This window comes from Nitrosomonas mobilis, from assembly GCF_900103035.1.
GTDB classification, from domain to species: domain Bacteria; phylum Pseudomonadota; class Gammaproteobacteria; order Burkholderiales; family Nitrosomonadaceae; genus Nitrosomonas; species Nitrosomonas mobilis.
Genome location: NZ_FMWO01000050.1, coordinates 1 through 21,624, shown reverse-complemented (window position 1 = coordinate 21,624; position 21,624 = coordinate 1). Strand labels below are relative to the sequence as shown.

The window sequence follows — 21,624 nt, the reverse complement described above, 5'->3', positions numbered from 1 at the left end:
ACATGGAGTCGGTGCTGTCCAGACCTGTATGCGCCTGCCACCTGCCTGCTAACTGCGTGGGGTAAGCCCAGGGTTTGCATCACCTGAAAACAGGCAGACTGGCGAATTCAATAATTCTGCAAACGGCTACACACTTTGCCCGGCAGCATACCCGGATGACCACGCCCACTGGAAATTAAACCCTCCAAGGTGACCCGTGACATCCACAACTTCTCCCACAAAAAACAGGCCGGGCTGATTCCTGGCTTCCATGGTTTGTGATGACAGCTCTCTGGTATCCACGCCTCCCAGCGTGACTTCGGCGGTTCGATAACCCTCGGTACCAATTGGCCTTATATGCCAGTCATTACAGGCACGGGCAATTTCGGCAATCCGGATATTGGGCAGATCGCTCAATGCCCCGCTGCAGGCATGTTCATCACAGATACCTTGTGCCAGCCGTTTAGGCAATATTTCCATCAGCGCATTGTTGGCGTGCAGCCTGGGTTGCATTTGTTTCTGCCTGATCAGTCTCTCGTATACGTCTTGCTGAGGCGCAAGATTCACCACGATCTCCTTCCCTTCTTCCCAGCAGGATGATATCTGCAAAATAACGGGGCCACTCAGACCGCGATGTGTAAACAGCAGCCCGTCACTGAAAGTCTGCTTTCCACAGCGAACCTCGGCTTCACAAGAAAGTCCGCTCAGCAAACGGCATCGCGCCAGCATGGTGCCGTCGAAAATCAACGGCACCAGAGCGGCGCGTGGTTTGATCACATTCAGACCAAATTTTTTGGCTATCTCATATCCAAAATTGGTTGCGCCAATTTTTGGAATGGAAAGACCCCCTGTCGCAATCACGAGCGCAGCGCAGCACACGTCACCCAGACTGGTTCTGACGCGATAACCGCCGGATTCCGCTTCAATTGCGTTTATCCTGACCTGCGTTTGCAGTTTGACGCCCGCCTCCTGCGCCTCCATCAGCAGCATGTCAATGATTTGTCTGGCCGAGACATCACAGAACAGTTGCCCTGATTTTTTCTCATGAAAGGCAATGGCGTGCTTGCGCACCAGCGCGATGAAATCCTGCGGGGTATATCGTTTGAGGGCTGATTTACAGAAATGCGGATTTTGCGACAGGTAATGCTGCGGCCCGGCATAGAGATTGGTAAAGTTGCAGCGTCCGCCGCCAGAAATGCGGATTTTTTCCGCAATTTTGGCCATATGGTCAATCAGCCATACCTGCCGTCCCCGTTTTCCGGCTTCGATTGCACACATCAAACCGGCCGCGCCTGCACCGATAATGATCACATCGTAAGTATCAGACACGAAAAAGTATCACCAGCAAGCAAATACCATCATAAACTGCAGCAACACGCAACCGCAGAACAAACGAACGGATGATGTCATGAATTTCCCGTTTAACTTAAGGGCATATATGCCCTTTACCTGATTATCGTAGTACGCTCTGTCATTATAATTCGCTATTGGGCACCTCTAAAAATTCATATTTCATCGCAATACTTTGTTGTCTTGCCACCACGAATGAAACCAGAAATAGACATTGAAAAGCACCTGCAGGAATTGCGCGCGGAAATTTCCCTCCATGACTATCAGTATTATGCCCAGAATGCACCCATTATCAGCGATTCGCAATATGATGCACTGTTTCGCTCACTGCAGGAGCTCGAGCAGCAATATCCCCATCTGATCACACCGGATTCTCCCACCCAGCGCGTCGGTGCCCCGCCACTCAAGGCATTTGCACCATTTAACCATTACACTCCCATGCTGTCATTGGCGAACGCTTTTACTAGCGAGGAAATTCATGCATTCGATCAGCGGATTTGTGAACTGCTCACAGCAGATGCAATTGAGTATGTCGCCGAACCGAAGTTCGATGGGCTCGCGGTCAATCTCGTCTACGAAAATGGAATTCTGGTGAATGGGGCGACGCGCGGCGACGGGTATGTTGGCGAAGACATTACCCGGAATCTGCGTACTCTCCCGTCGATACCCCTGCGGTTGCAGGCTAAATCCTTGACCGGATCGTTGGAAATTCGTGGTGAAGTCGTCATGCACAAAGCTGATTTTATGCGACTCAATCAACAGCAACAGGAGGCAGGGCTCAAAGTTTTCGTCAATCCGCGCAACGCGGCTGCAGGATCGCTGCGCCAGCTGGATTCCAGCATTACCGCGACACGTCGTCTGACCTTCTATGCCTACGGAATCGGCACTTATCCCTCGCATGCACTGGCATTCACCGATCACAGCGAGATATTGACCTTTCTTGGGTCACAACATTTTCGGATCGCGCCCCAGGCACGCACGGTAACCGGAGTGACGGCATTGCTTGCCTGCTATCAGGAGATGAGCGTGTCACGCTCCACCCTGCCCTACGATATTGATGGCGTAGTCTACAAAGTCAATCATCTCGCCTTTCAGGAAAAGCTGGGCTATGTTGCGCGCGCCCCCCGTTTTGCAATTGCTCACAAATTTCCCGCGCAGGAAGCCGTCACCGATTTGCTGGCAATCGAAATTCAGGTTGGTCGTACCGGCGCCATGACACCGGTGGCGCGCCTGGCTCCCGTTTTTGTCGGCGGCGTGACCGTGACCAATGCGACCTTGCACAATGAAGATGAGATAGCACGCAAACAGATCATGATCGGCGACAAGGTAATCGTGCGGCGAGCAGGCGATGTCATTCCTGAAGTGGTAATGGCCTTGATTGATAAGCGCCCGCCGGATACCAAACCATTTGTCATGCCGGCACACTGCCCGGTGTGCGGCTCCCGGGCGGTGCGTCTGACAGGGGAAAGCATCACGCGCTGCAGCGGCGGCCTGTACTGTCCGGCACAGCGCAAACAGGCCATCTGGCATTTTGCCTCACGGCGCGCGCTGGATATCGATGGCTTGGGTGAAAAACTGGTTGATCAGCTCATTAAGCAGGAACTGGTCAGAACGCCCGCCGATCTCTACCGGCTCGATGTTGCCACGCTCTGTAAACTGGAACGCATGGGCACAAAATCGGCAAACAATTTGGTCGCTGCCATACAAAAGAGCATGCAAACCACACTGCCCCGCTTCATCTATGCGCTAGGCATTCGCCATGTCGGGGAAGAAACCGCCAAAACCCTCGCCAGATGGGCAAATGGTGATCTGGACCGGTTGATGGCGGCGACCCTGGAAAAACTGCAGATCATTCCCGATGTAGGGCCGGTTGTTGCGCAAAGTATCGTGGATTTTTTTGCCGAAGCACATAACCGTGAGGTAATCGCACAATTGCACGCCAGCGGCATTCATTGGCCACAGTCTACTGAGAAAACACCAGCCACCGACATCACCAATTCGGCAGTAGCGGGTAAGAAATTCGTGCTGACAGGCACACTGGAGCACCTGACCAGAGAGCAGGCCAAGACGCGTATTGAGCAGCAGAGCGGTAAAATTACCGGCAGTGTGTCGGCAAACACTGATTATGTAGTGGCAGGCGCCGACCCCGGCAGCAAATATACCAAGGCCATCAAACTGGGCATACCCATTCTTAATGAAGCACAATTACTGGTGCTCTTACAATCTGCTGATCAAAAACATGACTGATTTCACCAAAACCGATCTGAAAACGGCACAAGCCGAGCTACTCTGTGACAGCGAAACGCTGCAAGCCACCATCCACCGTCTGGCGCAAGAAATCAATACCACCCTGTCCGGTAAGGAACCGCTGGTGCTCTGCGTCATGAACGGTGCAATAGTGTTTGCTGGCCAGCTATTGCCACTGCTCGATTTTCCATTGACTTTCGGCTACGTGCAGGTTTCCCGTTATCATGAAACCCTGCATGGCGGAGAACTGAAGTGGATCGCCGCCCCTCCCGCCGATTTGCGGAACCGGGTAGTGCTGATCGTCGATGATGTTCTGGATGAAGGCTGCACACTGGCGGCAATAAATGAAAAAATACTGGATAATGGCGCGCAGGCGTGTTACAGCGTGGTATTGGTAAACAAACAGACTGGCAGAAAAAAACCCGCTCAGGCGGATTTTATCGGCATGGATCTACCCGATCGCTACATTTTTGGTTTTGGCATGGATCTGCATGGCAAATGGCGTAATCTTCCGGCAATATATGCGCTCGGATAACTATAATTTTCAGGATTGATTTTTCTATGATTGCGGTAATTGGCGGCAGTGGCATGAAACAGCTCCCGGGTCTCGAAGTAACGCATCGCCAGATGATGCGGACTCCTTATGGTGAGCCTTCGAGCCCATTGATATTTGGGACCATCAACGGTCATGAGGTTGTTTTTCTGTCAAGACATGGCCATGGGCATACCATTGCACCGCATATGGTCAACTACCGCGCCAATATCTGGGCGCTGTGCACACTGAAAGTCAGGTGTGTCATTGCGGTAGCCTCGGTTGGCGGCATACGCGCCAATTTGACGCCCGGCACCATTATCATTCCAGATCAGATCATCGACTATACTTATAACCGCAGATTCACCTATTTCGAGGATACCGACCGGCAAGTCGTCCATACCGATTTCACGCAACCCTACTGCACCGATACACGCACCCGTCTGCTCGAATCCGCCCGCCAGGCTGGTGAAAAAATCTTCGATGGTGGCGTATATGCCGCCACCCAAGGTCCCAGACTGGAAACTATTGCCGAGATTAACCGGCTGGAACGCGACGGCGCCGACATGGTCGGCATGACGGGTATGCCGGAAGCCATTCTTGCCAGAGAACTCGGACTTTCCTACGCCACCATTGCCACCGTTGCCAACTATGCCGCCGGACGGGGCGACAGCCAGGACAGCATCCCGCTGCAGGCTGTCTTTGCCACTCTGGAGAAATCAATGGTCAATGTCAGAAACATACTCAATCATCTGGTGAAAAACGATGTCCATTAGACCCGTACTGAAAATGGGCGACTCGCGCCTCTACCGGCAAGCAAAACCGGTCACCCGGTTTTCTACTCCGGAATTACGCACCTTGCTACAGGACATGCAGGACACCATGGCCGCCATGAATGGCGCCGGACTGGCTGCACCCCAGATCGGCGAGGACTGGCAAGTTGTCATTTTTGGTGTGGAGCGCACATCGCGCTATCCGGATGCCGAAGCGGTACCTTACACCGTTCTGATCAACCCGGTGCTGACACCATTGGGCGAAACCATGACGGAAGACTGGGAAGGCTGCCTCAGCATTCCGGGCATGCGTGGACTGGTGTCACGTTTTGAATATCTGCGCTACCAGGGATCCGATCAGGACGGCAAACCGATCGAGCGGGAAGTGTCGGGTTTTCATGCTCGCGTCGTACAACATGAATGCGATCACCTGCAGGGCATTCTTTATCCGATGCGTATTCCTGATTTACGCAAGTTTGGTTACAGCGACACCTTCTTTCCAGATCAGCCGCTGATCGATGAATAACGGACAGGCGGACATCTGGTTCACCAGGGTTTGACAACGACCAGAATCACCACCGCAATCAATACCAGCACGGGTAACTCATTGAACCAGCGATAATAGACATGGCCATGCTGATTGCGATCCTCCTTGAACGCTTTGAGCAGCCTGCCGCAATAAACATGATAAATAACCAGCAGAACAACCAGCGCCAGTTTCGCATGCAGCCAGATGCCCGCGAAACCATAACCCAGCCATAACCACATGCCAAATACAATCGTCAGCACAGCGCCCGGCGTCATAATGCCATAATAGAGCTTGCGCTCCATTACCTTGAAGCGCTCATTACCCGCCTGATCAGTGCACATGGCATGGTAGACGAACAATCTCGGCAGATAGAACAATCCTGCAAACCACGTTACCATGAACATAATATGTAATGATTTTATCCAGAGCATGGGTCGTCCTCGAATATATAATTTACTGAAGAGAGCTCATTATGATGGATATCCGGCCATTCAGCACAATTGGACTACTTCTGGCAGCGCTGCTCATCATGCCTGTGATCACGCAAGCCAGACAATATACCGCCAATCCGGCTGATTATCGGTTGCAACTCAAAAAACTGCAAGCAGGAGATCAGTTGTCACTTTCGCCCGGTATCTATAGCCAAGGATTGCCGATTCACCAGCTCAAGGGGCAGCCCGACGCACCGATCGTGATCACTGGCCCAACCGATGGGCAACGTGCCGTATTCATCGCCAGACCCCGGCACAATACAATCAGCATCATCGACTCGCGCCATGTCACCCTACGTCATCTCGAACTTGATGGACGCAGCCTGCCGGTTGATGGCGTCAAATGCGAAGGCCATGCCGCCTGGGCGCACCATATCACGCTTGAGCATCTTCTGATCCAGCGGCACGACCACAATCAGCAAATTGTCGCCATCTCCACCAAATGTCCAGCTTGGAACTGGACAATTCGTCACAACATCATCCAAAACGCAGGAACCGGTTTATATCTGGGTGACTCCGACGGCAAAGCACCATTCATCGCGGGACTGATCGAGCATAATCTCGTTACCGACACACTGGGCTACAATCTGCAGATCAAACATCAGCGTGGGCGACCAGTAATCGACGGCATGCCGCAGCAGGATCAGGTTACTATCATCCGACATAATGTTTTCGCCAAAGCCAGCCAAAACAAGGATCCAACCATGGCCAGACCAAACGTGCTCGTCGGACACTGGCCGCTTGATGGTCCCGGCAAAAATGATCGTTACCTGATCTATGGCAATTTCTTTTACGAGAATGCTCAGGAAGCCCTGTTTCAGGGTGAAGGCAATATTGCGATCTACAACAATCTCTTCGTCAATCATCACGGCAATGGAGTCCATATCCAACCACACCACGACATCCCTCGCGACATCCATATCTTTTTCAATACGGTGCTGGCAAACGGGGTAGGGATTCATCATGCTGGCGGCTATCCATCAAACGACCCCGTCATTACGTCCAATCTTGTTTTTACGCAACGAACATCGATTCCCGCCGGAGCAATGCGCCTCAATATGGTCAGCCAATATGCAGAAGCCAGCAAGTTTCTGATAGCACCTTTCGCATCGGTGGGCAAAATGAATTTCGCCCCGCTGTCTGCAAAATTATCTGAAAGTCTGCTTGAAAAAAGCAGCTCAACGAAATCTTTTGAAAAATTCTTGCACTGGCAACTCGACTTTGACGGCAATATCAGCAATCATCGTATTGGAGCGTATGTCCATGGCAGACCTGTCAGATGGTTGCCGCAGCTCACTGTTAAGCCAGACATGATTCAACCTGAACATCGCTCCAGATAATCCTCCACCTGCATATAATAAATATCTACAAACCAAAACTTATTTAAGTCGATTTTGACCATACCAAAAACCAGATTATCCGATCATATTTCCCCTGCCTGGGCGCTATTGACGCTGGTAGTGGGGTTTATTATTTACGGCTCGCTGTTTCCCTTCAATTTTCAGTCTCCACAGCCTTTCGAGCAGCTCTATGCCAATTTGAACCCCTTCCTGCAGCGCTCAGATGCAATCGACAACTTTCTATTATTCATACCATTGGGCGTCGCGCTGTATTTCTGTTTTAATCGTATTTCACAACGCGCCATTGCCGCAGTACTCCTCTGGATATTCCTGGGTGTATTACTGCAGATCGTACAACTCTATCTGCCGGGGCGGGTCGCCTCGCTGACAGACAGTTTCTGGAATGTCCTCGGACTCATCACCGGGCTGCTGTCTGCCCGTTTGCTGACACCATGGCTGCACCATCATTCAATCAGAATACAGCAGCCACATGACCGGTTTGCACTCATCCTTTTCATGGCATGGCTGGTATACGAATCTTTTCCATTTGTTCCGACACTCGACATCTCCGAGTTACGCAATCACACCAAAACATTCTTTTACGCACCACCTTTTGAGTGGATGCGTTTATGGCAGCATTTACTCGCGGCGATTCTTGGCACCCTCGCTGCTTTACGGGCACAGCTACTGCAACAGCGATGGTCAATCATCATGATTACCGTTCTGGTACTGATTCTCCTTGAAATACTTGTACCTTATGGTAATTTACATCGAGAAACCCTGCTTGGTATCTGTCTTGGAATCGTAGTTGGTGAACGTCTCGAATTTATGCTACGCACCAAAGCATGGATTGCCGTGGTAATCATTGCCTTATGTGCCTACCTTACGACCATCCTGCTTCCATTCCGTGGTCAGGCTGCTGATGGAGAATTTACATTTACACCCTTTGCATTACTCTTATGGTTCGGGAATACCAAAGCAGTTTCGCCTACCTCATTTGAAGTCCTGGCAATCGGATCGCTGCTATGGGCAGGCCTATCCAGTCAGTGGCAAGCCATCCGGCAAACCACCTGGATGTGGCCACTATTGCTTGCGCTGCTGATATCGCTACTGGAAGGTGTGCGTACATTACTGATAGGCTACCACGGCGATACCACGCCTCTGATTATCCTGGCCACGTTGACACCTTTCGCACTCTCACTTCAGCGACATCAACCTGACTTCCCCTCTTCATTTCAATCAGCCTCGCCGCTCATCGCTCAACCTGCGGAAGAAAAATTGTCACCGAAACTTTCGCTGAGTTTGATGCAGGGTGTTAACAAAGGGAGCAAAGCATGGCTGGGTATCTTGTTGATAATATTTACCCTTTCTCTTGGACTATGGATTTTAATTCATTTGCCGGGCGTGCCCTATAATTTGCGCGAACTGTTCGGCGAGGATCGCCTGCTTGGCTGCTTCATTTTCACATTGGTGCTGTTATGGCTAGGCGCTGGCCCCTGGTGGATCTCCTGCCGGGCAGGCAGACAACCATGGCCCGCCTTGTGGTTACCCCTCTGGTTATTCATCACCGCCTGCATCAGCCTGCTGTTGCTTCAATTTGCAGTCACCACCGAAAGCATGAACGACATTACCGGCTCCCCCGATCTTTATCGACGCATCGTACAGGAAAACATATGGGGTGATGACTGGCAGAATCAGCTGAAGAACTGGCCGGGTTCATTTATCGTTGCCTTCGAACGCACCGTGAGATTTACAGCACTTTACTGGCTGCTGCTGATTCCACTAACGCTGTGTGCATTATTTGCCAACCGACTGTGGCGCCCGCCCACGCTGATTGGCGCCTGCCTCATTTTGTTCCCGCTCTGGTGGGGCGCCAAATGGATTGTCGTGGATGCCGCCATTACCGACAACCTAACAGAACTGATTGCACCCGATGGCGAACCTTATCTAGGCGCCTGGCTATTACTGCTCGCTATCCATGCCAGCCTGCTATCACGTGTCAGCTTGCGCCCTGTCGTCATTCTGCTTGTCGCCATCGGAAGCACGCTATCGTTGCTGGCAAGCTGGTGGTTAATCAATCAAGGGTTGGAAACTGTGCTGTTCAAATATGACAGCGTATTTTCAGCACTGCAATTCCTACTAGGCGCTAACCGCAGCAATCCCCTCACGGAAACAGAACTACTGCTGCGCTGGGCGATCGCTTATCTGAGCATGGCAAGCGTCATCGCCGTCGGCATACGTTTAGCAAAGCAGCAAACATCATCCACACTGTAGAGCGTCTCTAAAAATCTGGCCAGCAGATTAGCTGATCAGCATCGGTACTTAAGGGTATGCATGGACGCCCACATCCAGGGTTTTTCGATTAGCAGCGCATGAAATCAGGTGGTGATTCAGGTTTTATAGAATCACACCAGCATGGCTCCCATCATAACCATATGCATGCGAAAACCAAACACATGAAAGCTGCTATGCACTTGTTAACCGGATTCGCGGTATATTAGAGGGTTGTTGATTCACTCATCAAGGCGGACCAAATATTAATGGAAGTCATCAGGATTCGCGGCGCACGTACGCATAATCTCAAAAATATTGATCTTGATTTACCGCGTAACCGACTGATCGTGATCACCGGATTGTCCGGCTCCGGTAAATCTTCACTGGCGTTTGATACGCTTTATGCCGAAGGACAGCGGCGCTATGTCGAATCGCTCTCCGCCTACGCGCGCCAGTTTCTCCAGTTAATGGAAAAACCGGATGTCGATCTGATCGAGGGACTCTCGCCCGCGATCGCCATCGAGCAGAAAGCCACGTCGCACAATCCCCGTTCTACGGTCGGAACGGTTACTGAAATTCACGATTATCTGCGGTTACTGTTTGCACGCGCGGGCGAACCACGTTGCCCGGAACACGACATCAGCCTGACCGCACAGACGGTTTCGCAAATGGTGGATAGCGTTCTGCAATTGCCGGAGGATACCCGCCTGATGATTCTTGCGCCTATAGTCAGCGAACGTAAGGGTGAACAGCAGTTGCTTTTTGATCAATTACGCGCACAGGGCTTCATTCGCGCGCGGGTCAACAAAATACTCTACGATCTCGATGATGCCCCCAAACTAACTAAGAACAAAAAACACAGTATCGAAGTTGTCGTCGATCGGCTCAAAACCTCTTCTGACAGTAAACAAAGGCTGGCCGAATCCTTTGAGACCGCACTGCGACTGGCCGATGGCCGGGCGCTGGCGGTGGAAATGGATGGCGGGCAGGAGCATCTGTTTTCGGCAAAATTCAGCTGCCCGGTCTGCAACTATGCGCTGGCCGAGCTGGAACCCCGTCTTTTTTCCTTCAACAATCCTGCGGGTGCTTGTGCCAAATGCGACGGACTTGGGCAGATCACTTTTTTCGATCCGGTACGTGTCGTGGCGTTTCCCCACCTATCGCTTGCCAGTGGCGCCATCCGTAACTGGGATCATCGCAACCAATTCTATTTTCAGATGCTGCAGGGTCTGGCCAGTCATTATGGCTTCGATCTGGATACCACTTTCGAGCAGCTGGACGAGACCATGCAGCAAATTATTCTCTACGGGTCGGGGAAAGAGAAAATTGCGTTTGCTTATCCGGATGACCGCGGTCGATCGCGCCAGCAAACGCATGTTTTCGAAGGCGTCATCCCCAACATGGAACGCCGCTATCGAGAGACAGAATCGCAGGTGGTGCGCGAACAACTGGCGAAGCTGATTAACACACGCGTTTGCCCGGAATGCGAAGGAACCCGCCTGTGCCGCGAAGCACGGCACGTACTGGTGGATGGCAAAACGATTTATGTCATCAGCGCGTGGCCGTTACGCCAGGCCAGACAGTTTTTTGACCAGATGCAGCTCGAAGGCCACAAACAGGCAATTGCAGAACGTATCGTGCGTGAAATTTCCAACCGGTTGCAGTTTCTCAACGATGTCGGGCTCGATTATCTGTCGCTGGACCGCTCCGCAGATACTCTATCCGGCGGCGAAGCACAGCGAATTCGTCTCGCCAGTCAGATTGGCTCAGGCTTGACAGGCGTGATGTACGTGCTCGACGAACCTTCTATTGGCCTGCATCAACGCGATAATGCTAGGCTGCTGTTAACACTCAAACATTTGCGCGATCTTGGCAACAGCGTTATCGTCGTTGAGCATGATCAGGAAGCCATTTTACTGGCAGATCATGTTGTGGATATGGGTCCGGGCGCAGGCGAGCATGGCGGGCGAGTCGTCGCAGAAGGTACGCCAGCCGAAATTCTGGCCAATAACGAATCGCTGACCGGGCAATACCTTTCGGGCAGGCGAGCCATTGCCGTACCGGCAACGCGTACGCCTCCGAATCCGGAACGGATGCTGCGTATTCAGGGCGCGACTGGTAATAATCTTCAGCATGCACAACTCGATCTGCCGATTGGGTTACTGGTTTGCGTGACCGGCGTTTCCGGCTCCGGAAAGTCCACGTTAATCAATGACACCCTGTATCGCGCGGTCGCACGTCATCTATACGGCAGCCAGACCGATCCCGCGCCATTTACGACAATCGATGGACTGGAGTTTTTTGACAAAGTGATCGACATTGATCAAAGTCCCATCGGACGCACGCCGCGCTCCAATCCCGCTACCTATACCGGATTATTTACCCCGGTGCGCGAGTTGTTTGCCGGCGTGCCGCAAGCACGGGAACGAGGCTATGCCCCCGGCAGGTTCTCTTTCAATGTCAAGGGAGGACGTTGTGAAGCCTGTCAAGGCGATGGTGTCATCAAGGTCGAGATGCATTTTTTGCCGGATATCTATGTCGCGTGTGACACTTGTCACGGACAACGCTACAATCGTGAAACGCTGGAAATTCAGTATAAAAACAAAAATATCCATGAGATCCTGAAAATGACCGTCGAGAATGCCCGTAATTTCTTTGATTCCGTACCGGTAGTAGCGCGCAAGCTGCAAACCTTGCTGGATGTAGGACTCGGCTACATTACGCTCGGCCAGTCCGCCACTACGTTGTCAGGTGGGGAGGCGCAACGGGTCAAGTTGTCGCTTGAGCTCTCCAAGCGTGATACCGGCCGCACACTCTATATCCTCGATGAGCCGACCACCGGTCTACATTTTCAGGATATCGATCTGTTGCTTGGCGTGCTGCACCGCCTGCGTGATCACGGCAATACCGTAGTCGTCATCGAACACAACCTCGATGTTATCAAAACTGCCGACTGGTTGATTGATCTCGGCCCGGAAGGTGGCGCAGGGGGCGGCAACATCATTGCACAGGGTACGCCTGAGCAAGTTGCACTCAACCCAAATAGCTTCACAGGAGAATTCCTGCTGCCACTGCTTGCTCTCGAAGAACAGGAGCAGATGCATGGCAGCGCGTGAGTGGTTACTTGGCAGCTTTCAGACCGCGCTCGCGGCCGCCAATCCACTGAAAATCGTACCAGTACATTTGCCGGAGCCGCCCAAAGGCAACACACTGGTTGTTGGCGCGGGCAAGGCCGCTGCAGTAATGGCACATGCGGTAGAAACTTGCTGGCCGATGAACGCCGAACTGGAAGGAATGGTGCTGACTCCGTATGGTCATAGTGCGCCCACACAAAAAATCGTCGTTATTGAAGCTGGCCATCCTCTGCCAGATAGACAGGGAGAGCTTGCCGCGCAGGCTATGCTCGAATCCATCCGACTGCTCAAGCCTGAAGACATGCTGCTGGGACTGTTCAGTGGCGGAGGATCCAGTTTGCTGTGTGCGCCTGTCGCTGGCGTCACACTGAAAGAATTGACTGCCATCACGCAGCAACTTCTGCGCAGTGGCGCAACCATCCAGGAAATCAATACGGTACGCAAGCATCTGTCCAGCGTACTTGGCGGCAGGCTGGCGGCCGCCAGCCGCGCCCCGGTCTACAGCCTGATCATTTCCGATGTCACGGACAATGACCCCGCCCAGATTGCCTCTGGCCCGTGCGCACCCGATCCCACCACCTGTCAGGATGCGTTGGCGGTCATCGAGCGGTATGCCATTCGTATTTCTGCACAAATAGAGCAGGTTTTGCGGGCAGGAAATGGCGAAACACCTAAACCAGGTGACCCGGTTTTCAGAAACGTCAGAAACCGCATCATTGCCAGTGCGCATCAGTCGCTGACTGCAGCAGCACAATATTACCGAAGCCAGCGAATCACTCCATTGATACTGGGTGACAGCGTCACCGGGGAAGCGCGCGAGATCGCCAAAGTCTATGCTGCCTTGGCAAGGGAAATACGCCACTACAACCACCCTTATAAACCACCGGTTGCCCTGATCTCTGGCGGGGAGACGACGGTTACCGTCAAAGGAGATGGTCAGGGCGGACGTAACAGTGAATTTTTGTTGTCGCTGGCAATTGCGCTGGATGGACTGGAAAATGTTTATGCACTGGCTTGCGATACTGATGGCATTGATGGCACCGTTGCCAGCGCTGGCGCCATTCTGACACCTGATTCGCTGTTACGCGCACAACAACTGGAACTCAACCCCACTGCCCTACTTGCCAATAATGACAGTTATACCTTTTTCAGACATCTGAACGACTTGGTGACGACTGGTCCGACACGCACCAATGTCAATGATTTCCGTGTGATTCTGGTTTTGTGAGTTGCTTCATGCAATAGGTCATTGCGGATATAAAAACGATCCCCGCATCACTCCTTTCTTGGATAAATGACCCACCTCACCGATAAAACACAAGCTGTCCGACACGACAAAATTTTGATTAGAAAGTATGCAGATAAGTGTAGCCTTGCACTTTACGAATATTTGTGACAGAACCGTAGTTTTCATGGGGTCGCAACTAAGTACCTGGAAAATTATCTGGACTGGCGCAGACGGTTGGAACGCCGGGGCGAGCACAACCAGCCAATCGCTGGACTCCAGACCGCTCCCTGGCGAGAAAATCAGTCTCAGCGTTTAATGCAGACATAGCCTTTACCATGATGAAGGAATACTTCTCGGATTTAGTTGACCATATCAAATATGGTAGGCGATGGTATGATGGTTTGTAGCTTAGTTTGGAAAAATCGACGCTAAGCGTGAAGGAGCTGAATGGGCAAGTTCATTTTATTCTTTGTTTTATTATTAGTGGCTTCGCTGTCAGTTGCCCAAACAACGATGTATGATCTTTGTAAAGAGGTTACAGGTAAATCCACACACCTAAAAATTATTGAAACTGCAATTCAGGTTAAGGCAAGAAGCTCTAATGTTTATCAAATTATTGTTGATGACGGCTTAGAGTACCTTCAAAAAACAGAAGGGGATTGTTTTAATGTAGTGGTTGAGAACCAGACACTCGTTCCAACTTCACTCCATTGGCATGGACTAATCGACCCTAATTCAGAAGATGGCGTGTCATACATCACTCAAGCACCGATCCCTCCGGGAAAATCTTATCCTTATAATTTCAAAATAGTTCAGTCGGGTACTTATTTCGCGCATAGCCATTTTGGTTTGCATGAGCAGAAATTGATGTCCATTCCGATGATTCTTATGCCTAAAGAAAAAAAACAATACCCTGAGATTATTTTATTTCTTCAAGATTTCACCTTTCAAAATGTGGATCAGATATGGCAGGAGCTGCGCAAAAACTATATCGCTATGGCAAAACATAAGGGGAGTGACTGGAAGCCTTCGATTTCAACCAAAATGATGCCAATGAAACCAGATCTCAGCGACGTAAATTATGATGCCTATCTGACGAATCGGAAAACTCTTGAGAATCTCGACAGCTATAATGTAAAAGCAGGAGATGTTGTCCGTCTGCGTTTCATCAACAGCTCATCGTCCAGTGGTTTTCATGTACATCTGGGGAAGCTTCAAGGAAAGTTGATTGCGGTAGATGGTAATCCGGTAGTGCCTGTTTTTCTTGATACATTCCCACTTGCCACTGCTCAGCGTGTAGATATTCTTGTCTCAATTCCAAAAGAGGGCGGTACCTTTCCCCTGTTAGCCCAAGGACAAGGGACTAATATGGTAACAGGTGCTATCCTGAAAACAGAAGATATTGAAGTTCCTTCAATTTCCATGGAGACTAAGGATTCAATAGGAGCTATTACGAATGACCTTGAACTGAAATTAAAGGCCAATAATCCGCTAATACCTAGAAAGGTTGACCGCAAGCTAAGAGCTGAACTAGTCGGAAATATGCAATATTACGTATGGGCCATTAACAACCACGTGTGGCCGAACAATCACTCGCTTTTTGTCAAGGAAGGAGAGAGGGTTGAAATCGAATTCATCAACAAGTCTGGCATGTCCCATCCGATGCACTTGCACGGGCATTTCTTTCAAATTGTTGCAATCGATGGGAAACGTTTTACAGGAGCTATCCGCGATACAGTATTGGTCATGCCCAATCAAACGGTAACGGTACAATTTGACGCAAATAACCCCGGCCGCTGGGCAATGCATTGCCATATTTCCTACCACATGTGGGGAGGAATGTTTACTGTGCTGCAATATGAAGGATTTGAGTCACCTTTGTTTGCACCAAGTGTGATTGAGGCGTATTCACGCATTTATCACTAGCGTCCCATTAACTTATAGCTAAAACCATATTAACCCATTGTTTAAAATTATAAATAAACTCATATTATTATCGTAACCGTCTAATATGTAATGCTTATTACAAACCAAGACGGTCGCGTGACAATACCCTATTGTGCTTCTCTAATCCATGCCTCGGCCTCATCACGCTCACTGATATCAAAATAGCGCACTTTAGCTAAGGTAAAAGCTTTGCTGAAATATGCCATGCCTTTCTCCCAGGTTTTATCGCCAACAATAGCCAGACGTTCAATGTCATTGAAATGGCGCACACCTAACTTGGTGTCTTCCCAAGCCGCACCAGCTGTCCAACCATGAAAATCGATTAATTCCACCAACAGATTGATCTTGCCATATTGTTTAATCTGCTGATCAATTTTGGGAGCAAATATATCGTAATCTTCTTTTTCCAGCTTACCCGCAATAGTAAGATGAATGAGTTTACCTTCCTCCACAATCTCAATCTCTTTGAATATTATGGTCATTTTGTCTCCTTGTTGTTAATGTTTTAACCAATCTCCAGCCTCTTCCAGCTGGTTTTTATCAAACATCAGATTTAGTTATAACTCTCAATCAACGAATACCTTTTAGAGCAGATTGATTTAACCCGCTTTCTGCTTCTTGTTGCAGATCACGACGCAGTTTTTCAGCTTATCATTAAACAACTGTCGAAACCTGGCCTATAAAAAGCTAGCATGGGTATGAGTTTCAGGAGGGATTAAGATGCTTGTTGGCTATGCTCGTATTTCAACACAAGACCAAAACCAAGAATCACAGATTGATGCGCTAAACAAAGTTCTGCCGCATTAAGCGCAAAAACGGACTCTGTTGCAAAAAATAAAAACCAGCTATATCCGATTTTTTAGTTAACTAGTTTTAAACATTTTTTAAATTCACTTAGGCTCTGTCTTTAGCTCGCGCAGCCTAGCATTGCACAAAAGTTCTCCTTTAGGAGATAATCGAACATGAGAGAGGGCGATTTCTTTCGTGTAGTGTCGCTCAGTTACGGGCGTAAATTGGAACATTTTGAAAGGGAACCCGTATGAAAGACGGACTTTTTTCTGCAAAACTTTATTTCTCATCTCTGGCTTTGATACTGGTACATAATCTTTCGTATGCGATGCCAGGCATGCATGAGGCCGAAACCGGGGGAGCAGATGAGCCATCCAAGGCATCCAAGAGTATGGGAGAACCGATCAACTCGCCTGCTACAGAAATAGAGATTACCTACAGTGTGGATGGAAAAACAGCAATCTTTGTTTCAACTCGCGAAGGCAGTGTTGAATCTCCTGGAGACCCCCTCAATTTTGATATATGGATGTCCCATAACATGGGCGGCGCATGGCAGGAGCCCATTCACTTAGGTTCTGATATTGATCCTACTATGGGTCCGAACATCAATACCGCGGCCTGGGAACTGGAACCAAGTTTTTCTGATGACGGGAATGTCATATATTTCACAAGATACGAACCCGGTAATTTGTTGTCAGGTGACCTGTACGTCGTTCAAAAGGTGAACGGGGTATGGCAGCAGCCTAGGAACTGGAACGATGTACCAGAACTTCCAAACATCAATACCTCAACCGGTGAGGAACATTGTCCAATTATCGTTTCTGACAGTCTGATTTATTTCAACTATAGCCAGCCTGGGGTAACGCAGCAGAGCGATATTTGGAAAGTTGAAAAGAAAGACGGAGTATGGCAAAAACCAGTAAGTTTGGGGTTAAAAATCAATTCTCCAGAGCGAGATCATATGCACTGGACCGGGCTGTCAAAAGACGGTAAGAGTTTGCTTGTTACCAGTACGCGAACTGACCTGGGCTCTCGGGGTGGACATGACATGTGGATCTCACACCAAGATGCAGATGGTGAATGGCAGGAACCAGTTAATCTCGGTGACACCATTAATACATCAGGAGAAGATATGTGTTGGACTTTCACGTCGGATGGGAAAAAAGTGACCGGCAGCTGGGGGCCACAGAATACTTTTGATACAGACATTCGATGGATAAATAAGAGTGGTATTCCTCTGTTAAAGGACTTTGATCCGATAGGGCCGCCCCCTAATCTATTCAAAAACAGTAACAGTTAAGAATTTATCCATAAATTGCCACTCTTTTCTGAATGACGGTAGTGTTTATTCGAGGAGAGGTCTAGTGGTCAAGTAATTTCAGACACCACCATAGATTCTTTTTCTGCCATTTTTCGTTCAAATACGATGGGTGGCAGATTACCTAATATTGAATGCAGGCGTTCGGTGTTGTAGAAGACAGCGATGTATCCGGTGATGTTGCTTCTTGCGTCGGTAGGTAATATGGCAGCCCGTGCGCAGCATCGCGCAGAAATATCTCGTACAAATCTACTCGGCGTGGCGCCGTCCTTTTGCAGGCACTCTCCAGCAAAGGCCTGATAACTTGATACATGTGTGTCAAGCAGTGGTTACATATCCTGAGTACAAAACACGTTGTGCCTTTAGCTTATGCGAACCAGCATGGTGCTGGTCAATGGACAAGAACACAAGGACGGGTATTTGCGAACGATTATGAAAATATGCTTGTGGTGCATAGCGCAACGCAACCAGCCAGAATAAATCAGACAAAGCATCGCATGAATGGCCACCACCTATGAGATCATTTTGATGTGAGTATGGGAAGCGCTGGAAACGTATCAAAGATAAATATGGATTGCATTATAGCAACCAAGAACGAATTGCTCTGAATTCATTGGCTGAGATTTGTTAAGAGACAATAATCATTCATCTGATGCAACACATTAGCGCCATAGTAACTTGTTGTGTCCGCTAAAGTAACGATATCTACTGCCTATTACCTACTCATTCGTTCGTTTTATCGTAAACTGGCTTCCAAAACACAATGTCTCTAGAAGAGCTAATATCGACATATGGTTATACCGCAATAGCAATAGGTACCTTCCTGGAAGGCGAGACCATTCTTCTTCTAGGTGGTTTTGCTGCACACCGAGGCTATCTTGAATTGATATGGGTTATAGGCATTGCTTTTCTAGCTACATTTCTGAACTGCCAGCTTCTCTTTTATTTTGGCCTCACAAAAGGTACGGGTATCCTCGAAAAAAGGCCAAACTTGAAACGTAAATCAGAAAAAGTAATTGCATTACTTAATAAACATCAAACATTACTTATACTGGGATTCAGATTTCTTTATGGTTTACGAACGGCTACTCCGCTTTTATTAGGCGCGAGCAATGTTCCTTCGTTTCGCTTTCTGATCTTGAATCTTCTTGGAGCGCTTATTTGGAGCATAGTTTTTGGAGTCATGGGATATATGTTTGGTCATACCATCGAACTAATCATAGACGATATTGAATATTATGAAATTTGGCTGTTTTTGGGCTTAGCGATAATGGGCATTTCTATATGGTGCATCTACTTCTTTAATAAAAAGAAAAGCATTAGCTAATCGAACAGACAGGGAATTCTGATTCTCAGGTTTCAGCACACCAGGCACGTTAGAATGATGACGTGCTATTCAGAAAATTCCATCAAAAACAAAAGCAATCCGCTTCACATAGCGCCCGGATTTATGGTTGCAATTTTTATCTCTCTTAAAATCACTGATTGAATGCTTAAAAGTTTGGCTCTGTTGCAAAAAATTATTTTTGACAAAACCACGCCACCTTTTGAGATGAAGAAAAGTATTTTCGACAAGATGCCTAAGTTTATACAGCGCTTTATCATAATGTCTTTGCGTCTTCCGGTTCTTCTTTGGAGGAATAGCAACTTCCATTCCCTGTTTTTTCGCCTGTTCAATAATGGCATTACTGTCATGGCCACGATCTACCAGCAGATGATCTGCATCAATCCCTTCGATCAGACGGCCAACTTGCGTGCAATCAGCAGTAGCACATTGTGTAACATGCGTACTCCACGGCCAGATCTATCTTGGTGTTGAGCCTCCTTTTGTCCGATTCATATCCTGGTTACCACCTCTGGCCCCGCCGGCATGTGGATGAACCTCGCAGTGATTGGCATCAATCATCAGCCACTCATAATTCGGATCATCAATCAGGATTTCCAGCAATTTTTCCTAGATACCCTTGTCACGTATAGCGAAAGAGTTTTCTGAATTGACAGGGGGTGTGGAGCTAGCCCGCGCTCAGTTTGGCTCGACATTTGGGTTATTCTGCCTTTTTGAACACGCTTAATGGCGTTGTTGCATTAATAAAATTTTGGCGATAGTTTTCCATTTTTATCTAGTCGCTAGTTATTAACGGGCACAGGCATCCCTAGGTGTAACGGCTCGCGTTTAAAAGCAGCCGGGCTTGCATTCAACGTTTTTTTGGACTCACAATAACTACAAATGAAAATGCACTTGGGCTCATATTCAAATTAAAATGCCAGTTTTGGCGTAGAACCCTCCGAACAGTATTTAATGGTTACCCTTAGAGAAAAATAATAGTTACCCCAATATACTCATTAGGTTGACGGACATACAATGGTTTCAAAGGGAAGTTATAGGAGAAACCAGTCATGAGAACAACGACCAAAAAATATGTTTTAGTTTTTTCGTTATTTGTGTTCTTGATCTTCGGTACATCTATGAATTCTGTTGCATCTGATGATGCAAATCATGAGGTCCTGGTTAATAAATTTGAGTCTATGGCGGCAGAAATGAACGCCAAGATTACCGAGCAACAAGAAATCTTCAAAAACAAACCACGTACCAGCTACTTCGGTATAAATGGCAAGAACATTAAATCGCACGTGATTTACAAGATTCGTAAGTACGAAAAAGCAGCAGAGGAATATTTGGAGCAAGCTGCTCATCACCACGCGATGGCGGCGGAGCAATCCGATATGAAATCAGTTTCAACCACAAATAAAACGGGTGGTAAAAACGATTCATAAATATCGAAAATAATTGGTTTGGCTAAAAAGGGCAATGCGTAGAAATACGCATTGCCCTTTTTATTTCTTTAGCTCCTACTAATCCTAATCCTTCACGGGCCGGATCAAGTGTTCTCCTTGATTGGCGTCAAATTTGACAATGACTCCTCTTAATGCAATGCTATGCCTGAAAAAGTAGTGATGAACAAGAGTGGCGCCAATAAAGCAGCCGTTGATCAGATCATCAGAATAATGACACTTCTATTGTCGTTAGGCAGGTTAAATACCTCAACAATATCGTGGAACAAGACCATCGGGCAGTGAAGCGAATAAACAAGGCTATGTCTGCATTAATAGTTGAAACTGATTTTCTCGTCCGAGAGCGGCCTGGAGTCCAATGATTGGCGAGTTGTGCCCACCCCAACGTTCCAGCCATCTACGCCAGCCCAGGTAATTTTCCAGGTATTTGGTTGCGACCCCATGAAATCTTTTCATCCACTGTTTAAGTCTGCTGTCGTAGGCATTAACATTCTGGATATGGTAAACACCAGCAATGACTCGAATTCCAGCAGAGAGATTGACGGGGCGATGGGTAATTCCGAGGCTATGAGCCACAGACCGGTAGACGGCAGCGCCATCACTACAGAAAATGGCATCTTTTGCCAGGATAGCCCGCAAAGGAGGCTCAATTGTCTTTCTATCAGGCGCATTCAACATGAAATCTGCTGTTGCACCAGAGCGGTCGCGTACTACCAGCACCGGCACCTGATCTTTGCCTGTGCTACGTACATGGATTTGCTTGCCACGTTTACGCGGTGGACGATTCAGGTGACGTTGACCTTTGCAGGAAGAGGGAAAAAAGGTCTCATCCGCCTCAATGATTCCTTGCAAGTGGTTGGCTTTAGTAGCCGCCGGCAAAGTCAGGAACCGATGGCGCCA

The 21,624-nt window shown here is 48.8% G+C and carries 16 protein-coding genes and 4 pseudogenes; 14 read left to right on the top strand and 6 right to left on the bottom strand.

Translation table 11 applies throughout. The annotated features are described in order from the left end of the window. Nucleotides 1-126 precede the first annotated feature (126 nt). Nucleotides 127-1,257 (bottom strand): BaiN/RdsA family NAD(P)/FAD-dependent oxidoreductase, encoded by a 1,131-nt coding sequence (locus NSMM_RS08505; protein WP_425412361.1) that lies wholly within the window; start codon nt 1,255-1,257, stop codon nt 127-129. Between the two features lie 267 nt (nt 1,258-1,524). Between NSMM_RS08505 and ligA the strand changes: the two genes are divergently transcribed. The 4 genes from ligA to def are packed head-to-tail and all read left to right on the top strand — an operon-like array spanning nt 1,525 to nt 5,407. Next, a complete protein-coding gene (gene ligA, locus NSMM_RS08500; protein ID WP_090286572.1) occupies nt 1,525-3,576 on the top strand; it encodes an NAD-dependent DNA ligase LigA in 2,052 nt (683 codons plus the stop codon). Then, nucleotides 3,569-4,111 (top strand): hypoxanthine-guanine phosphoribosyltransferase, encoded by a 543-nt coding sequence (locus NSMM_RS08495; RefSeq protein ID WP_090286570.1) that lies wholly within the window; start codon nt 3,569-3,571, stop codon nt 4,109-4,111. The genes ligA and NSMM_RS08495 overlap by 8 nt, the downstream gene beginning before the upstream one ends. 26 nt (nt 4,112-4,137) lie before the next feature. Further along, entirely contained in the window at nt 4,138-4,884 is a 747-nt protein-coding gene (locus NSMM_RS08490; RefSeq protein ID WP_090286568.1) for an S-methyl-5'-thioinosine phosphorylase, read from the top strand. Continuing rightward, nucleotides 4,874-5,407, top strand: coding sequence for a peptide deformylase (gene def / locus NSMM_RS08485; protein WP_090286567.1), 534 nt, complete (start codon nt 4,874-4,876; stop codon nt 5,405-5,407). The genes NSMM_RS08490 and def overlap by 11 nt, the downstream gene beginning before the upstream one ends. Before the next feature lie 20 nt (nt 5,408-5,427). On the opposite strand, the gene hemJ is transcribed toward def, so the two are convergent. Further along, nucleotides 5,428-5,841, bottom strand: a complete 414-nt coding sequence (gene hemJ, locus NSMM_RS08480) for a protoporphyrinogen oxidase HemJ (RefSeq protein WP_090286565.1) — start codon at nt 5,839-5,841, stop codon at nt 5,428-5,430. 41 nt (nt 5,842-5,882) lie between these two features. Here hemJ and NSMM_RS08475 point away from each other — a divergent pair, with 41 nt between their 5' ends. The 6 genes and pseudogenes from NSMM_RS08475 (at nt 5,883) to NSMM_RS08455 (ending at nt 15,803) form a co-directional block, all read left to right on the top strand. Then, nucleotides 5,883-7,241, top strand: coding sequence for a right-handed parallel beta-helix repeat-containing protein (locus NSMM_RS08475; protein WP_245654746.1), 1,359 nt, complete (start codon nt 5,883-5,885; stop codon nt 7,239-7,241). A gap of 54 nt (nt 7,242-7,295) precedes the next feature. Further along, nucleotides 7,296-9,515 (top strand): VanZ family protein, encoded by a 2,220-nt coding sequence (locus tag NSMM_RS08470; RefSeq protein WP_176753902.1) that lies wholly within the window; start codon nt 7,296-7,298, stop codon nt 9,513-9,515. 266 nt (nt 9,516-9,781) lie between these two features. Then, a complete protein-coding gene (gene uvrA, locus NSMM_RS08465) occupies nt 9,782-12,631 on the top strand; it encodes an excinuclease ABC subunit UvrA (RefSeq protein WP_090286562.1) in 2,850 nt (949 codons plus the stop codon). After that, nucleotides 12,618-13,877, top strand: coding sequence for a glycerate kinase type-2 family protein (locus NSMM_RS08460; RefSeq protein WP_090286560.1), 1,260 nt, complete (start codon nt 12,618-12,620; stop codon nt 13,875-13,877). The genes uvrA and NSMM_RS08460 overlap by 14 nt, the downstream gene beginning before the upstream one ends. A gap of 174 nt (nt 13,878-14,051) precedes the next feature. Then, nucleotides 14,052-14,204 (top strand): annotated as a pseudogene (locus NSMM_RS16450) (IS1595 family transposase); the annotation flags it as partial. A gap of 120 nt (nt 14,205-14,324) precedes the next feature. Continuing rightward, complete coding sequence (locus tag NSMM_RS08455) at nt 14,325-15,803, top strand: multicopper oxidase family protein (RefSeq protein ID WP_090286559.1); 1,479 nt, start codon at nt 14,325-14,327, stop codon at nt 15,801-15,803. A gap of 128 nt (nt 15,804-15,931) precedes the next feature. Here the strand turns inward: NSMM_RS08455 and NSMM_RS08450 are convergent, their stop codons facing one another. Further along, nucleotides 15,932-16,306, bottom strand: a complete 375-nt coding sequence (locus NSMM_RS08450; protein ID WP_218121052.1) for a SpoIIAA family protein — start codon at nt 16,304-16,306, stop codon at nt 15,932-15,934. 557 nt (nt 16,307-16,863) lie between these two features. Here NSMM_RS08450 and NSMM_RS08445 point away from each other — a divergent pair. Continuing rightward, entirely contained in the window at nt 16,864-17,913 is a 1,050-nt protein-coding gene (locus NSMM_RS08445; protein WP_090286557.1) for a PD40 domain-containing protein, read from the top strand. Between the two features lie 225 nt (nt 17,914-18,138). Here NSMM_RS08445 and NSMM_RS17065 read toward each other — a convergent pair. Then, a pseudogene (locus NSMM_RS17065) lies at nt 18,139-18,244 on the bottom strand (IS5/IS1182 family transposase); the annotation flags it as partial. A 450-nt stretch (nt 18,245-18,694) separates the two neighbouring features. Between NSMM_RS17065 and NSMM_RS08440 the strand changes: the two are divergent. Beyond that, a complete protein-coding gene (locus NSMM_RS08440; protein WP_090286555.1) occupies nt 18,695-19,258 on the top strand; it encodes a DedA family protein in 564 nt (187 codons plus the stop codon). 207 nt (nt 19,259-19,465) lie between these two features. Here NSMM_RS08440 and NSMM_RS16445 read toward each other — a convergent pair. Next, nucleotides 19,466-19,903: pseudogene (locus tag NSMM_RS16445) on the bottom strand (transposase); the annotation flags it as partial. Nucleotides 19,904-20,328: 425 nt separating this feature from the next. On the opposite strand from NSMM_RS16445, the gene NSMM_RS08430 reads away from it, so the two are divergent. Together NSMM_RS08430 and NSMM_RS17060 are read left to right on the top strand one after the other, a co-directional pair. Next, nucleotides 20,329-20,706 carry a hypothetical protein gene (locus NSMM_RS08430; protein WP_090286551.1) on the top strand — a complete coding sequence of 126 codons (378 nt, stop codon included), beginning with the start codon at nt 20,329-20,331 and terminating at the stop codon, nt 20,704-20,706. A gap of 248 nt (nt 20,707-20,954) precedes the next feature. Further along, nucleotides 20,955-21,032, top strand: a pseudogene (locus NSMM_RS17060) (IS6 family transposase); the annotation flags it as partial. Here the strand turns inward: NSMM_RS17060 and NSMM_RS08425 are convergent. Beyond that, the coding region (locus NSMM_RS08425) for an IS1595 family transposase (RefSeq protein WP_143001900.1) at nt 21,025-21,624 on the bottom strand (600 nt) is incomplete at its 5' end. The pseudogene NSMM_RS17060 and the gene NSMM_RS08425 sit on opposite strands and share 8 nt — an antisense overlap.